The organism is Pseudomonas antarctica (assembly GCF_001647715.1).
Lineage (GTDB): Bacteria > Pseudomonadota > Gammaproteobacteria > Pseudomonadales > Pseudomonadaceae > Aquipseudomonas > Aquipseudomonas antarctica_A.
Map to the genome: position 1 here is coordinate 4519551 of NZ_CP015600.1, position 15148 is coordinate 4534698.

16 protein-coding genes are annotated in these 15148 nt (G+C 60.3%); 1 reads left to right on the forward strand and 15 read right to left on the reverse strand.

What is annotated here, in order from left to right; genetic code table 11:
- Nucleotides 1–50: 50 nt before the first annotated feature.
- The 10 genes from motD to flhA all read right to left on the reverse strand — a co-directional run bounded on the left by motD (nt 51) and on the right by flhA (nt 11579).
- Nucleotides 51–938, reverse strand: a complete 888-nt coding sequence (motD, locus tag A7J50_RS20435) for a flagellar motor protein MotD (protein ID WP_064453440.1) — start codon at nt 936–938, stop codon at nt 51–53.
- A 15-nt stretch (nt 939–953) separates the two neighbouring features.
- Nucleotides 954–1694, reverse strand: coding sequence for a flagellar motor protein (locus A7J50_RS20440; RefSeq protein WP_064453441.1), 741 nt, complete (start codon nt 1692–1694; stop codon nt 954–956).
- Complete coding sequence (locus A7J50_RS20445) at nt 1694–2824, reverse strand: protein-glutamate methylesterase/protein-glutamine glutaminase (protein WP_064453442.1); 1131 nt, start codon at nt 2822–2824, stop codon at nt 1694–1696. The genes A7J50_RS20440 and A7J50_RS20445 overlap by 1 nt, the downstream gene beginning before the upstream one ends.
- A gap of 47 nt (nt 2825–2871) precedes the next feature.
- Nucleotides 2872–5094: a chemotaxis protein CheA gene (locus tag A7J50_RS20450; protein ID WP_064453443.1), complete on the reverse strand. Its 2223-nt coding sequence runs from the start codon at nt 5092–5094 to the stop codon at nt 2872–2874.
- Between the two features lie 11 nt (nt 5095–5105).
- On the reverse strand, nt 5106–5894 hold the full coding sequence (locus tag A7J50_RS20455; protein ID WP_064453444.1) for a protein phosphatase CheZ: 789 nt from the start codon (nt 5892–5894) through the stop codon (nt 5106–5108).
- Between the two features lie 18 nt (nt 5895–5912).
- Complete coding sequence (locus A7J50_RS20460) at nt 5913–6287, reverse strand: chemotaxis response regulator CheY (RefSeq protein ID WP_003192908.1); 375 nt, start codon at nt 6285–6287, stop codon at nt 5913–5915.
- 171 nt (nt 6288–6458) lie between these two features.
- Entirely contained in the window at nt 6459–7199 is a 741-nt protein-coding gene (gene fliA, locus A7J50_RS20465; protein WP_053257288.1) for an RNA polymerase sigma factor FliA, read from the reverse strand.
- On the reverse strand, nt 7196–8029 hold the full coding sequence (gene fleN, locus A7J50_RS20470) for a flagellar synthesis regulator FleN (protein ID WP_003192912.1): 834 nt from the start codon (nt 8027–8029) through the stop codon (nt 7196–7198). Before fleN ends, fliA begins: the two co-directional genes overlap by 4 nt.
- Before the next feature lie 107 nt (nt 8030–8136).
- The gene (gene flhF / locus A7J50_RS20475; protein ID WP_064453445.1) at nt 8137–9453 is read right to left on the reverse strand and encodes a flagellar biosynthesis protein FlhF; all 1317 of its coding nucleotides are present in this window, start codon (nt 9451–9453) and stop codon (nt 8137–8139) included.
- An 11-nt stretch (nt 9454–9464) separates the two neighbouring features.
- Nucleotides 9465–11579, reverse strand: coding sequence for a flagellar biosynthesis protein FlhA (flhA, locus tag A7J50_RS20480; RefSeq protein WP_064453446.1), 2115 nt, complete (start codon nt 11577–11579; stop codon nt 9465–9467).
- A 419-nt stretch (nt 11580–11998) separates the two neighbouring features.
- On the opposite strand from flhA, the gene A7J50_RS20485 reads away from it, so the two are divergent.
- Nucleotides 11999–12259, forward strand: a complete 261-nt coding sequence (locus A7J50_RS20485) for a DUF6124 family protein (RefSeq protein WP_064453447.1) — start codon at nt 11999–12001, stop codon at nt 12257–12259.
- Nucleotides 12260–12313: 54 nt separating this feature from the next.
- Here A7J50_RS20485 and A7J50_RS20490 read toward each other — a convergent pair whose 3' ends face one another.
- The 5 genes from A7J50_RS20490 to fliQ form a co-directional block, all read right to left on the reverse strand.
- Entirely contained in the window at nt 12314–12517 is a 204-nt protein-coding gene (locus A7J50_RS20490) for a cold-shock protein (protein WP_064453448.1), read from the reverse strand.
- Between the two features lie 42 nt (nt 12518–12559).
- A complete protein-coding gene (locus A7J50_RS20495) occupies nt 12560–12760 on the reverse strand; it encodes a hypothetical protein (protein WP_064453449.1) in 201 nt (66 codons plus the stop codon).
- A gap of 188 nt (nt 12761–12948) precedes the next feature.
- A complete protein-coding gene (flhB, locus tag A7J50_RS20500; protein ID WP_064453450.1) occupies nt 12949–14085 on the reverse strand; it encodes a flagellar biosynthesis protein FlhB in 1137 nt (378 codons plus the stop codon).
- A 3-nt stretch (nt 14086–14088) separates the two neighbouring features.
- Entirely contained in the window at nt 14089–14874 is a 786-nt protein-coding gene (gene fliR / locus A7J50_RS20505; RefSeq protein ID WP_064453451.1) for a flagellar biosynthetic protein FliR, read from the reverse strand.
- 4 nt (nt 14875–14878) lie between these two features.
- Nucleotides 14879–15148 carry a flagellar biosynthesis protein FliQ gene (gene fliQ, locus A7J50_RS20510; protein ID WP_003214552.1) on the reverse strand — a complete coding sequence of 90 codons (270 nt, stop codon included), beginning with the start codon at nt 15146–15148 and terminating at the stop codon, nt 14879–14881.

Genomic DNA, 15148 nt, shown 5'->3' on the forward strand with positions numbered 1-15148 from the left:
CGGTTGGTTCCTCCCGGCAGGCGATGGCGCGACCGAGACATTGCATAAAGTTATTGAGCCGGTGACGGAGAATTGACGGCGCTCTGACGAACCGACGGCTTAACGGTTGGCGGTGCAGTTTGTGTGCCAGCCCGCTTCAAGGCCGCATCCGGTGTTGCATTGGCGGTACCGGTGCCGGTCAGGCTGCGGCGTACATCCAGGTTGCGTGACACCACCAGCACCACGCGGCGGTTGCGCGCTCGGCCTTCGGCGGTGGCGTTATTGGCCACCGGCTGGAATTCACCATAGCCCACCGACGCCAGGCGCCCAGGGTTTATGCCCTGCATCGCGAGCATGCGCACGATGCTCGACGCCCGGGCCGACGACAGCTCCCAGTTGGTCGGGTACTGCGCAGTGCTGATCGGGAAATTGTCGGTAAAGCCTTCAACGTGAATCGGGTTTTCAAACGGTTTGAGTATCGCCGCGACCTTGTCGATGATGGTGAACGCCTGGTCGCTCGGCAATGCGTCGGCGCTGGCGAACAGCAGGCTGGAGTTCAGCTCGATTTCGACCCACAACTCATTGCCGCGCACGGTCATCTGGTTGGATTTGATCAGGTCGCCAAAGGCGGCGCTGATGTCATCGGCGATGCTTTTCAGCGGGTCGCTGGTGCCACCGATGCCGGCGGCGATTTCATCACTGTCGTTGACCAGCGGCTTGGCCGGGGTCACGGTCTTGGGCCGCTCTTCGCCAATCGGAATCGGTTTCAGGGCACGGTCGGTGTCATTGAACACGCCGATCAGGGCCTGGGAAATGACTTTGTACTTGCCTTCGTTGATCGACGAGATGGAATACATCACCACGAAAAACGCGAACAGCAAGGTGATGAAGTCCGCGTAGGACACCAGCCAGCGTTCATGGTTGACGTGTTCTTCAGGCTCGCGACGGCGACGGCTCACACTCAATACCTCCCATCAGTCCATGAAGCCCTGGAGCTTCAATTCGATGGAGCGCGGGTTCTCACCCTCGGCAATCGACAACAGACCTTCAAGCAACATCTCGCGGTAACGCGACTGGCGCATGGCAACCGACTTGAGCTTGCTCGCCACCGGCAACAACACCAGGTTGGCACTCGCCACGCCATAGATGGTGGCGACAAACGCCACGGCAATGCCGCTGCCCAACTGCGACGGGTCGCCCAGGTTGCCCATCACGTGGATCAGGCCCATCACCGCACCGATGATACCGATGGTTGGCGCGTAGCCGCCCATGCTTTCAAAGACTTTGGCGGCGTTGATGTCGCGGCTTTCCTGGGTGAGAAAATCCACCTCCAGGATGCTGCGAATCGCTTCCGGCTCGGCGCCGTCCACCAGCAACTGCAAGCCCTTGCGCGCGTAGCTGTCGGGCTCGGCATCGGCCACGCCTTCCAGGCCCAGCAGGCCTTCCTTGCGTGCGGTGAGGCTCCAGTTGACCACGCGGTCGATACCACCGGGCAGATCAACGCGCGGCGGGAAAATAATCCAGATCAGGATTTGCATTGCGCGCTTGAACGAACTCATGGGCGACTGCAACAACGCAGCGCCCACGGTGCCGCCAATCACGATCAGCGCAGCCGGGCCGTTGGCCAAGGCGCCGAGGTGGCCGCCCTCGAGGTAGTTGCCGCCGATAATTGCGACAAACGCCATGATGATGCCAATCAGGCTCAATACATCCATCAGAGGCAGGCCTCCACCAGATGCTTGCCGATATCGTCCAGGCTATACACGGCGTCGGCCAGGTCCGCTTTGACGATGGCCATGGGCATGCCATAGATCACGCAGCTGGCTTCGTCCTGGGCCCAGATTGCACTGCCGCCCTGCTTGAGCAGGCGAGCGCCTTCACGGCCGTCGGCGCCCATGCCGGTGAGCACCACCGCCAGAACTTTGTCGCCGTAGGACTTTGCCGCCGAACCGAAGGTGATATCCACACACGGCTTGTAGTTCAGGCGCTCGTCACCCGGCAGGATTTTGATCGCACCACGGCCATCAACCATCATCTGCTTGCCGCCCGGGGCCAGCAGTGCCAGGCCAGGACGCAGGATGTCACCATCCTCGGCTTCCTTGACGGTGATGCGGCACAGCTTGTCCAGGCGCTCGGCGAAGGCCTTGGTGAAGGCCGCGGGCATATGCTGGATCAACACGATCGGCGCCGGGAAATTGGCCGGCAGCTGGGTCAACACCCGCTGCAGGGCCACCGGGCCGCCGGTGGATGTACCGATGGCAACCAGCTTGTAGGCCTTGCGCTTGGGCGCTGGCGAATGCGCGCTCGGCGCAGAAGCGCGCACCGGCGGCGCCACAGGGCGCGCCACTGGCGCAGGCGCTGGGCGAGCAAACGACGAAGTGGGCGCAGTGGACGCCGCCGGCGCCGCAACCGGTGCAGGCGCCGGCGCACTGAACAGGCTGCGACGGTTACTGCGCGAAATGCTGTGCACCTTCTCGCACAGCATCTGCTTGACCTTCTCGGGGTTGCGCGAGATGTCTTCGAAATTCTTCGGCAGGAAGTCCACCGCACCGGCGTCCAGCGCATCCAGGGTCACCCGGGCGCCTTCATGAGTCAGCGAGGAGAACATCAACACCGGGGTGGGGCAGCGCTGCATGATATGCCGAACAGCCGTGATGCCATCCATCATCGGCATCTCGTAGTCCATGGTGATCACGTCCGGTTTCAACGCAATGGCTTGATCAATCGCCTCTTTGCCGTTAGTGGCCGTACCGACCACCTGGATGGTTGGATCGGCGGAAAGAATTTCCGAGACGCGGCGGCGGAAGAAACCCGAATCGTCCACCACCAGGACCTTGACTGCCATAAACACTCCGTTAGGCGGGGCGGGCAAACCGCCCTGCCCCGCCAGAATCAAATACGCCGTGCGGCGTAACGCTTGAGCATGCTCGGAACATCGAGAATCAGCGCGATCCGACCGTCACCGGTGATGGTCGCACCCGACATGCCCGGGGTTCCCTGCAGCATTTTGCCCAAAGGCTTGATGACCACTTCTTCCTGGCCGACCAGTTGATCGACGACAAAGCCGATCCGCTGGGTGCCCACGGAGAGAATCACCACATGGCCTTCGCGCTGCTCTTCATGCTTGGCCGATGCCACCAGCCAGCGCTTGAGGTAGAACAGTGGCAACGCCTTGTCGCGTACGATCACCACTTCCTGGCCGTCCACCACGTTGGTGCGCGACAGGTCGAGGTGGAAGATTTCGTTGACGTTGACCAGCGGGAAAGCGAACGCCTGGTTGCCCAGCATCACCATCAGGGTCGGCATGATCGCCAGGGTCAACGGCACCTTGATGACGATCTTCGAGCCCTGGCCCTTGGTCGAGTAGATATTGATCGAGCCGTTGAGCTGGCTGATCTTGGTCTTCACCACGTCCATGCCGACGCCACGGCCGGACACGTCGGAAATCTCGGTCTTGGTCGAGAAGCCCGGGGCGAAGATCAGGTTGTAGCACTCGGTGTCGGTCAGGCGGTCGGCGGCGTCCTTGTCCATCACGCCACGCTTGACTGCGATATTGCGCAAGATCGCCGGGTCCATGCCCTTGCCGTCATCGGTGATCGACAGCAGGATATGGTCGCCTTCTTGCTCTGCCGCCAGAATCACCTTGCCGTTACGGGACTTGCCCGAGGCTTCGCGCTCTTCCGGGGTTTCGACGCCGTGGTCGACGGCGTTGCGCACCAAGTGGACCAGCGGGTCGGCCAGGGCCTCGACAAGGTTTTTGTCGAGGTCGGTTTCTTCACCCACCAGTTCCAGGTTGATTTCTTTCTTGAGCTGGCGTGCCAGGTCGCGAACCAGACGCGGGAAGCGGCCGAAGACTTTCTTGATCGGCTGCATCCGCGTTTTCATCACCGCGGTCTGCAAGTCAGCAGTGACCACGTCGAGGTTCGACACGGCTTTCTGCATGGCTTCGTCGCCGCTGTTCAGGCCCAGGCGCACCAGGCGGTTACGCACCAGCACCAGTTCGCCGACCATGTTCATGATGTCGTCCAGGCGTGCGGTATCAACGCGCACGGTGGTTTCGGCTTCACTGGCAGGCTTCTCGGCCACGGGTGCCGCTGCGGCACGTGCAGGCGCCGGGGCGGCTGCAGGGGCTGGAGCGGGCTTGGCGGCAACCGGCGCGGCGGCTTTGGCCGGCGCAGGTTTCGCCGCGACAGGCGTGGCGGTCGCCGCAGCAGCCGGGGCCACTTCGGTGAACTTGCCCTTGCCGTGCAATTCGTCCAACAAGGCTTCGAATTCGTGATCGGAGATCAGCCCGTCAGCGGCAGGCTCTGCGCTGGCGGCAGGCACGGCAGGCGCGACGGTGGCCGTGGCCGCGACTTCCGGCAAGGCTTCGGCCGCAAAGGTGCCTTTGCCATGCAACTGGTCGAGCAACGCTTCAAATTCGTCGTCGGTAATGTCGGTGCTGGCGCTGGCGCTGGCAGCCGGAACTTCCGGCGTAGCGGCAGGTGCCACCGCGTCGGCAGCGAACTGGCCTTTGCCATGCAACTGGTCGAGCAGGGACTCGAATTCAGCGTCGGTAATGTCTTCGCTGGTCGGCGTTGCAGGCGGGGCGACCGCTTGCGGTGCTTCAGCTTCGGCCTTCACCGCACTGAGGGAGTTGAGCAACTGCTCGAACTCGCTGTCCGTCACGTCCGCTTCCGGCTCGGCCACAGGCGCCGCTTCCACCACCGGGGCAACCGAGGTGTCGGCAGGTTCTGCCAGGCGCGCCAGGGCGGCCAGCAGTTCCGGCGTGGCCGCCGTGATCGGTGCACGTTCGCGCACTTCACTGAACATGCCGTTGACCGCATCCAATGCTTCGAGAATCACGTCCATCAGTTCCGAGTCGACGTGTCGCTCACCCTTGCGCAGGATGTCGAATACGTTCTCGGCGATGTGACAGCACTCCACCAGCTCATGGAGCTGGAGGAAGCCGGCGCCCCCTTTTACAGTGTGAAAACCGCGAAAAATTGCATTGAGCAGGTTCGCATCATCCGGGCGGCTTTCCAGCTCGACCAGTTGCTCGGACAGTTGCTCTAAAATTTCGCCGGCCTCTACAAGGAAATCCTGAAGGATTTCTTCATCGGCGCCGAAGCTCATGTGGGTGCTCCTTAGAAGCCTAAACTGGATAACAGGTCATCTACGTCATCCTGACCTGACATAACGTCTTCACGTTTATCGGCATGAATCTGCGGACCTTCACCCTTGGCGAGATGTTTTTGTGGATCTTTTTCCGAGAGGATCGCTTCGCGGTCATGTTCGATGCCGGCAAAACGATCAACTTGGCCAGCCATGAGCACCAATTTGAGCAAGTTGCTTTCCACTTCGGTGACCAACTGGGTCACGCGTTTGATCACCTGACCGGTGAGGTCCTGGTAATCCTGGGCCAGCAGAATGTCATTGAGGTTGCTGGCAACCTTGCGGTTTTCCTCTTCGCTGCGCGACAGAAAAGCGTCGACCCGACGCGCCAACTCACGAAACTCTTCAGCCCCCACTTCCCGACGCATGAAACGGCCCCAGTCAACGCTGAGGGCCTGCGCTTCGGTCGCCATGCCATTGACCAGGGGCGTGGCGTTTTCCACCAGGTCCATGGTGCGGTTGGCCGCCGCCTCAGTCAGCCTGACCACATAGGACAGGCGTTCGGTGGCATCGGTGATTTGCGAGATTTCTTCGGCCTGGGGCATGTGCGGGTCAATCTGAAAATTGACGATCGCACTGTGCAGCTCGCGTGTGAGCTTGCCCACTTCCTGGTACAGGCCGCGGTCACGGGTCTGGTTAAGCTCATGGATTAACTGCACCGCGTCGCCGAACTGGCCTTTTTCAAGGCTTTCGACCAACTGGTGAGCATGCTTTTTCAGGGTCGACTCAAAGTCTGCCTGCGATGATTCTTTATGCTCCATAGCTCCCCCGTGGTGGCATCAGCCGTGGATGCGTTCGAAGATTTTTTCGATCTTCTCTTTCAAGGCCAATGCAGTGAATGGCTTAACCACGTAACCGTTAACCCCGGCTTGGGCGGCTTCGATGATCTGTTCACGCTTGGCTTCGGCGGTCACCATCAGCACAGGCAGGCTGCGCAGTTTTTCATCGGCGCGCACGTGACGCAGCAAGTCGATGCCGGTCATGCCCGGCATGTTCCAGTCGGTTACCAGAAAGTCGATGCTCCCGCTGTTGAGGATAGGAATCGCCGTCAGGCCGTCATCCGCCTCGACCGTGTTGGTGAACCCAAGGTCACGCAACAGGTTTTTTATGATCCGCCGCATCGTTGAGAAGTCATCAACGATGAGGATTTTCATGTTCTTGTCCAATTCGACCTCCAAGCAGTCTTAAACGCGCCCAGCACCTGGACGCGCCATTTCAATCAACAGGCGTTACACAAAAAGGACTGCCAGGGGTACCACGGAACGAACCCGCGAAAGGCTTTTCACCTCTCGCCTAATTGCGCTGCAGTATCCCCACACTGCCTGTCAGCGCGCGCGCCACTCTCCCAATCGCCCCCGCAAGCGGGCTGCGCACTGGCTATGCAGCTGGCTGACACGCGATTCGCTGACCCCCAGGACCTCACCGATTTCCTTGAGGTTCAGCTCTTCGTCGTAGTACAGCGCCAACACCAGTCGCTCACGCTCAGGCAAATTGGCAATCGCTTCCGCCAACGCCCCCTGGAAGCGTTCATCTTCCAGGTCGCGCGACGGTTCGAGATGTGCACTCGCGCCGTCCTCGTGCAGCCCTTCGTGTTCGCCGTCCTGCAACAGGTCGTCGAAACTGAACAGGCGGCTGCCCAAGGTATCGTTCAAAATCCCGTAGTAATCGTCGAGACTCAATTGGAGTTCGGCCGCAACTTCATGATCTTTAGCGTCACGACCTGTTTTTGCTTCAATTGCACGAATTGCGTCACTGACCATTCGCGTGTTGCGGTGTACCGAACGCGGCGCCCAGTCCCCTTTACGCACTTCATCGAGCATCGCACCACGGATACGGATACCCGCATACGTCTCGAAACTCGCGCCTTTGCTCGCGTCGTATTTGGTCGACACTTCGAGCAGGCCGATCATGCCGGCCTGGATCAGGTCTTCAACCTGTACACTGGCAGGCAGGCGTGCCAGCAAGTGGTAGGCAATGCGCTTGACCAGGGGCGCATAGCGCTCGATCAATTCGCCTTGGCTGTCACGTGCCGAGTTTTTGTAAAGGTTATAGCCGCTGGCTGTCATAGCACCGGTCCTGCGCTCGTCTGATGCACCAATCGCTCGACGAAAAACTCCAGATGCCCGCGCGGGTTGGCGGGCAACGGCCAAGTATCGACCTTCTGGGCAATAGCCTTGAACGCCAATGCGCACTTCGAACGAGGGAACGCTTCATAGACTGCACGCTGCTTTTGCACAGCCTTGCGCACACACTCGTCATAGGGAACTGCGCCAACGTATTGTAAGGCGACATCGAGGAAGCGATCCGTGACCTTGGTCAACTTGGCGAACAGGTTTCGCCCTTCCTGCGGGCTTTGGGCCATGTTGGCCAGCACACGGAAGCGATTCATGCCGTAGTCACGGTTAAGCAGTTTGATCAGGGCGTAGGCATCGGTGATGGAGGTGGGCTCATCGCAGACCACCAGCAGCACTTCCTGGGCAGCGCGCACGAAGCTGACCACGGACTCGCCGATCCCGGCGGCGGTGTCGATCACCAGCACGTCGAGGTTGTCGCCGATGTCACTGAACGCCTGGATCAGGCCGGCGTGCTGCGCCGGGCTCAGATGCACCATGCTCTGGGTACCCGAGGCCGCCGGCACGATACGAATGCCACCGGGACCTTGCAGCAGCACATCGCGCAGCTCGCAGCGGCCCTCGATCACATCGGCAAGGGTGTGTTTGGGTGTCAGCCCCAGCAGAACGTCGACGTTCGCCAGCCCCAGGTCAGCATCCAGCAGCATGACCCGACGGCCAAGCTCTGCCAGGGCCAGGGACAAATTCACTGACACGTTAGTTTTTCCGACGCCACCTTTGCCGCCGGTCACCGCGATCACCTGTACGGGATGCATGCTGCCCATTTTATTTCTTTACCTTGTCTTGCTTAGACGCAGGCTACATGGCTTGGCCGCGTGAATCGCTTGCAGACCATCGATGTAGATACTTTTCACGGTGTTCATCCTGCCCTTCAACCCACCCGCTTTGCCGGGTTGTGGTAAAGGTCGGCGAACATGTCGGCCATCGCTTCCTCGCTAGGCTCTTCTTGCATTTGCACGCTGACAGCACGGCTGACTAACTGATGACGGCGCGGCAGATGTAAATCATCCGGAATCCGCGGCCCGTCGGTCAGGTAGGCGACCGGTAATTCATGACTGATGGCCAGGCTCAGCACTTCACCCAGGCTCGCCGTTTCGTCGAGCTTGGTCAGAATGCAACCCGCCAGGCCGCAACGCTTGTAGCTGTGATAGGCAGCGGTAAGAACCTGTTTCTGGCTGGTGGTTGCAAGCACCAGGTAATTTTTTGACTTGATGCCACGCCCAGCCAGGCTTTCCAGCTGCATGCGCAATGCCGGATCACTGGCTTGCAGGCCGGCAGTGTCGATCAGCACCACACGCTTGCGCAGCAACGGGTCGAGCGCGTTGGCCAGGGACTGGCCCGCGTCGACGTGGGTCACCGACACATTGAGGATGCGGCCCAGGGTCTTAAGCTGTTCCTGGGCGCCAATACGGTAGCTGTCCATGCTCACCAGCGCGATATTCTGCGCGCCGTACTTGAGCACATAACGCGCAGCCAGCTTGGCCAGGGTGGTGGTCTTGCCCATGCCGGCAGGGCCGACCATGGCGATCACACCGCCCTCTTCCAGGGGTTCGATTTCCGGCGTGACGATCATGCGTGCCAGGTGGGCCAGCAACATGCGCCAGGCCTGGCGAGGCTCTTCGACTTCAGCAGTCAGTGCCAACAGGTCGCGGGACAACGGGCCGGACAGGCCGATACGTTGCAGGCGACGCCACAGGTTGGCCTGGTGCGGTTTGCTGCCTTGCAGCTGGTTCCACGCCAACGAGCCCAATTGCACTTCAAGCAGCTCACGCAGGCCATTGAGTTCAAAACGCATCGAGTCAAACACGCGCTGGTCGACTGCGGCAGCCGGGGCTGGCGCTGCAGGACGCGGCGGTTCTTTGAATGTCGGCTCAACCAGCGGTTCGGCGGCGGTCAGCGGCAGGCCGGCGAACAACTGGCGACTGCTGGTGGAATCGCTGTCGCCACGCATACTCAGCTCAGCCTGGGCCGAGACAATGCGCGAAGCGGTCTTGCGCAGCTCGTCCTCAAGCTCCATGTTCGGCACGCGCGGCGCCAGCGCCGAGGGGGTGTAATCCAGGGCAGCCGTCAGCTCGACACCGCCGGCAATACGGCGGTTTCCAATAATCGCGGCATCGGCGCCCAGCTCATCACGTACCAGTTTCATGGCCTGACGCATATCGGCGGCGAAAAAACGCTTAACTTGCATATCCCACTACCTCAGCCGTTGGGCCCTACTGTCGCGACAATAGTCACTTGCTTGTTGTCAGGAATTTCCTGATAAGCCAAAACGTGCAAATTCGGCACTGCCAGACGTCCAAACCGCGACAACATCGCTCGGACCGGGCCCGCCACCAGCAGAATCACCGGGTGACCCGCCATTTCCTGACGCTGCGCGGCTTCGATCAACGAACGCTGTAGCTTCTCAGCCATGCTTGGCTCCAGCAGAACGCCCTCTTCCTGGCCTTGCCCTGCCTTCTGAATACTATTGAGCAATATTTGTTCCAACCTTGGCTCCAAGGTGATAACAGGCAGCTCAGACTCAACCCCTACAATGCTTTGCACGATTGCACGGGACAATCCGACGCGCACCGCAGCCACCAGCGCGGCAGTATCTTGACTCTTGGCGGCATTGTTCGCGATGGCCTCGGCAATGCTGCGAATGTCGCGCACCGGCACCTGTTCGGCGAGCAAGGCCTGCAGCACCTTGAGCAACTGCGACAGCGACAGCACGCCGGGCACCAGTTCTTCGGCCAGTTTTGGCGAGGCTTTGGCCAGCAACCCCATCAATTGCTGGACTTCCTCGTGGCCGATCAGCTCGTGGGAGTGCTTGTAGAGAATCTGGTTAAGGTGGGTAGCGACCACCGTGCTGGCGTCTACCACGGTGTAACCCAAAGACTGTGCCTGGCTGCGCTGGCTGACTTCGATCCACACGGCTTCCAGGCCAAAAGCCGGATCTTTGGCGGTTATGCCGTTGAGTGTGCCGAATACCTGGCCGGGGTTGATCGCCAGTTCGCGGTCGGGGTAGATCTCCGCTTCGGCGAGGATCACGCCCATCAGGGTCAGGCGGTAGGCACTGGGCGCCAGGTCGAGGTTGTCGCGGATGTGCACGGTGGGCATCAGGAAGCCCAGGTCCTGGGACAGCTTCTTGCGCACACCCTTGATCCGCGCGAGCAGTTGGCCACCTTGGTTGCGGTCTACCAGCGGGATCAGGCGGTAGCCGACTTCCAGGCCGATCATGTCGATCGGGGTGACGTCATCCCAGCCAAGCTCCTTGGTTTCCTGGGCGCGGGCCGGCGACGGCAGCAAGTCCTGCTGGCGGGCGATTTCCTGCTGGGCCTGGACCTTGACGAGGTTTTGCTTGCGCCAGAACAGATAAGCACCGCCGGCCGCCATGGCCGCCATGCTCAAGAACGAGATATGCGGCATGCCGGGCACGATGCCCATGATCGCCATGATGCCCGCCGCCACGGCCAGCGCCTTGGGCGAAGCGAACATCTGCCGGCTGATCTGCTTGCCCATGTCTTCGGAGCCCGAAGCACGGGTCACCATGATGGCTGCAGCTGTAGATAACAACAGTGATGGCAATTGCGCCACTAAACCGTCACCGATGGTCAGCAAGGCGTACACCTTGCCCGCATCGCCGAAGGTCATGCCGTGCTGGAAGATGCCGACTGCCATGCCGCCGATCAAGTTGATGAACAGAATCAGCAGGCCGGCGATGGCGTCGCCGCGTACGAATTTGCTGGCACCGTCCATGGAGCCGTAGAACTCGGCTTCCTGGGCCACTTCCAGGCGGCGGGACTTGGCTTGGTTCTGGTCGATCAGGCCGGCGTTGAGGTCGGCGTCGATCGCCATTTGTTTGCCGGGCATGGCGTCGAGGGTAAACCGCGCACTCACCTCGGAAATCCGCCCGGCGCCCTTGGTCACCACCACGAAGTTGATGATCATCAGGATCGCGAACACCACGATACCGACCACATAGTTACCACCAATCACCACTTCACCGAAGGCCTGGATCACCTTACCGGCGGCGGCGTGGCCGTCCTGACCATGAAGCATCACCACCCGCGTAGACGCCACGTTCAGCGCCAGGCGCAGCAGGGTCGCAATCAGCAGGATGGTCGGGAATACCGCAAAATCCAGCGGCCGCAGGGCATACACACAGACCAGCAGCACCACGACGGACAGGGCAATGTTGAAGGTAAAAAACACGTCGAGCAGGAACGGCGGCATCGGCAACATCATCATTGCCAGCATCACCAGCAACAGCAACGGCACACCCAGATTTCCCCGCGACAGGTCAGTCAGGGTGCCACGAGCCGTGCTGAGCATTTGAGAGCGATCTACCACCGGTATTCCTCGTGTTCCTTGAAGCAAAGTTTTGACGCTGGAGGGCGTCCTGAAGGCGGTATTGCAAGAAGCCTTCCAACTTTTGCTCTGAGGCTCAGATGACCGCACAAGCGACCGCGCCTACCGGGTGTAAATCCATTCAAATGTGGGAGGGGGCTTGCTCCCGAAGGCGGTGGTTCAGCGAGTACATTGCCGACTGACACATCGCCTTCGCGAGCAAGCCCGCTCCCACATTTGGATCTGTGTGAACTCACCGCCACTGAGGAGATTTCCGACAGGGTTTTAAGGTTGCCCCTAGGAAACCCGCTCTCTAGTCTCCGTACACCGCTGCAAATACAGTGGTCGGGCGTCGCGGCTCGCAATATCAAGGAGAACTCTTATTCCTTCCAAGGAGCGACGCCATGTCCAAAGCCACACAAAATTCCCCCGCCGCGCTTTTCACCGTCATCGACGGCATCAGCACCGAAGACCTGCTGGTCAACCTCACCGAAACCCTGGCGTCCGCCCACGCGCTGGCCTGCGACTTCGCCTTTGATCTGGAAGGGTCGCGGCGAGAAGGCGCGCTGGGCATTGCGCAGTTGATTGAGGTATCACGGTTGTTGGCTGAGCGAGCGCTGGATGACATGGGGCCGCCATCCGAGTCAGAACCCGGCAAATTCTAGGCAGAACATCAGATAAGAGATCGTTCCCGCAGGTGGGAACGATCAAGTGAATCTTTACGCAACGCGCACATTCACAGCCTGGAGCCCTTTCAGGCCTTTCTCAACCTCGAACTCCACCTTTTGGTTTTCCGTGAGCGTCTTGAACCCCTCACGCTGAATCGCCGTAAAGTGAACGAAGACTTCAGCGCCGCTATCATCCGGAGAAATAAAACCAAACCCCTTACTGTCGTTAAACCACTTAACAGTACCTGTCGCCATTGCCGTTCTCCTGACCTCTGGGTCGATGAGCCACAGAGGTCGCTAGATAATTTTGATGCTGGTCGCAAAAATACCCGCAGGACGATGGATCCTCGCAAATTTCACCCGCTGCCCCTTTTCCAGCCAAATTCCGGCCGTACTCTTGAGATCGACACGCACGGGCTCGTCACCGTCATCAAGGGCAATCACGCCTTCCCCGGTTTTTCGGCAATAAGATTTGATCGTACCCATTACCGCTTCCATCACTGCTCCCTCTGCATCTCTTAACTACCTGTGTGCAGTGTGGTGCCATGGAACCGCGGGAAGGCGGCGCTGACTACTGTCAGAGTTGACAGGTAGACGGTGATTAGCGACGAGTGGTAATGATTGGATCGCGGCTTAATTGTGGTAAGCGAGTTCGCCAAAGGAAGCAGTTCACCACCAGCCCAGGATCAGGAATCGCGGCGCAAATCCGGTGGAATCGGCAGGTCTTTGAGCGGATCAGGCCGCTTGCCCTTGCCCGCGCGGTATTGGCGGATTTGATAGACATAAGCCAACACCTGCGCCACGGCCAGGTACAGCCCCGCAGGAATTTCCTGATCGAGGTCGGTGGAGTAGAAGATCGACCGCGCCAGCTCCGGCGACTCCAGCAAGAGGATGTCGTTGGCCACGGCAATTTCGCGGATTTTCAGCGCGGTAAAGTCGCTGCCCTTGGCCAGCAGCATCGGCGCGCCGCCCTTCTCCGGGTCGTACTTGAGCGCCACCGCGTAGTGCGTCGGGTTGGTGATGACCACGTCGGCATCGGGCACCGCCGCCATCATCTTGCGCTGGGACATTTCGCGCTGCAGCTGACGAATACGCTGCTTGACCTCGGGGCGGCCTTCCTGGTCCTTGTGCTCGTCGCGCACTTCCTGCTTGGTCATCAGCAGTTTCTTGTGGCTTTCCCACAGCTGGATCGGCGCATCCACGGCAGCGATGATGATCAGCCCGCAAGCCATCCACAGCGCGCTCCAGCCCACCACCTGCACGCTGTGAATGATCGCTGACTCCAGCGGCTCATGGGCAATGCGCAGCAAGTCGTCGATGTCGGACGACAACACCGTCAGTGCCACAAACAGGATCAGGATGAATTTCGCCAGCGCCTTGAGCAACTCCACCAGCGCCTTGGCGGAAAACATGCGCTTGAGCCCGGGCCCGGGGTTCATCCGGCTGAATTTGGGTGCCATGCTGCCGGCGGCAAACAACCAGCCGCCGAGGGACACCGGCCCGATCAACGCGGCCAGCAAGAGCGTGATCAGCACCGGCTGCACCGCCAGAATCGCGATTTTGCCCGAGTGCAACAGGTATTGGCCCATGGCGCCGGGGCTGAGCAGCACTTCGCGGGGCAGTGAGAAGTTGAGTTTCATCAACTCCATCATGTCCAGCGCCAAACCACCGCCGTAAATCAACAGGCCGCCGGAGCCGGCGAGCATCACGGCGAGGGTATTGAGCTCTTTGGAGCGGGCAATCTCGCCCTTTTCCCTGGAGTCCTTTTTGCGTTTCTCCGTGGGGTCTTCTGTTTTGTCCTGACCACTCTCGCTCTCGGCCATGGCTCAGCGCGCTCGTGCCAGGTCACGTAAGAACTGCAAGGCGTCGGTCGCCAGCGGTTGATACTGATTGAGAATGTCGGCCATGCCGATCCAGAAAATCCCCATGCCCAACACCAGGGTCAACGGGAAACCAATCGAGAAGATGTTCAGTTGCGGCGCCGCGCGGGTCATCACGCCAAAGGCGATGTTGACCACCAGCAAGGCGGTGATTGCCGGCAAGACCAGCAACAACGACGCGCCCAACACCCAACTGAGGCGCCCCACCAGCTCCCAGAAGTGACTGACCACCAACCCCGAGCCCACCGGCAGGGTGGTGAAACTTTCGGTCATGACCTCGAACACCACCAAGTGGCCGTTCATGGCCAGGAACAGCAACGTCACCAGCATGGTCAGGAACTGCCCGATCACTGCCACCGACACGCCGTTGGTGGGGTCGACCATGGAAGCGAAGCCCATGCCCATCTGGATCGAGATGATTTGCCCGGCAATCACAAACGCCTGGAAGAACAACGTGAGCGAGAAGCCCAGCAGCGCACCGATCAGGATCTGCTCGGCAATCAGCAGCAATGCACTGAGGTCCAGGGCATTCACCGGCGGCATCGGCGGCAGCCCGGGCACGATCACCACGGTGATGGCGAAGGCGAAATACAAACGGATACGCCGCGGAACCAGGGTAGTGCCGAACACCGGCATGGTCATCAGCACCGCTGTGACGCGGAACATCGGCAAGATGAAAGACGCCACCCACGTGCTGATCTGGGTGTCGGTCAATGCCAGCACAGATTGCATGGGGTCAGCCGATCAACTGCGGAATACTGCCGTACAACTGCAGGATGTATTCCATGAAGGTTTGCACCAGCCACGGGCCAGCGACAATCAGGGTGATCAGCATCACCAGCAAACGCGGGAGGAAGCTCAAGGTTTGTTCGTTGATCTGCGTCGCGGCCTGGAACATGGCCACCAGCAGGCCGACCAACAGGCTCGGCACCACCAGCACGGCGACCATCATGGTGGTCAGCCACAACGCTTCACGAAACAGGTCGACGGCGACTTCTGGGGTCAT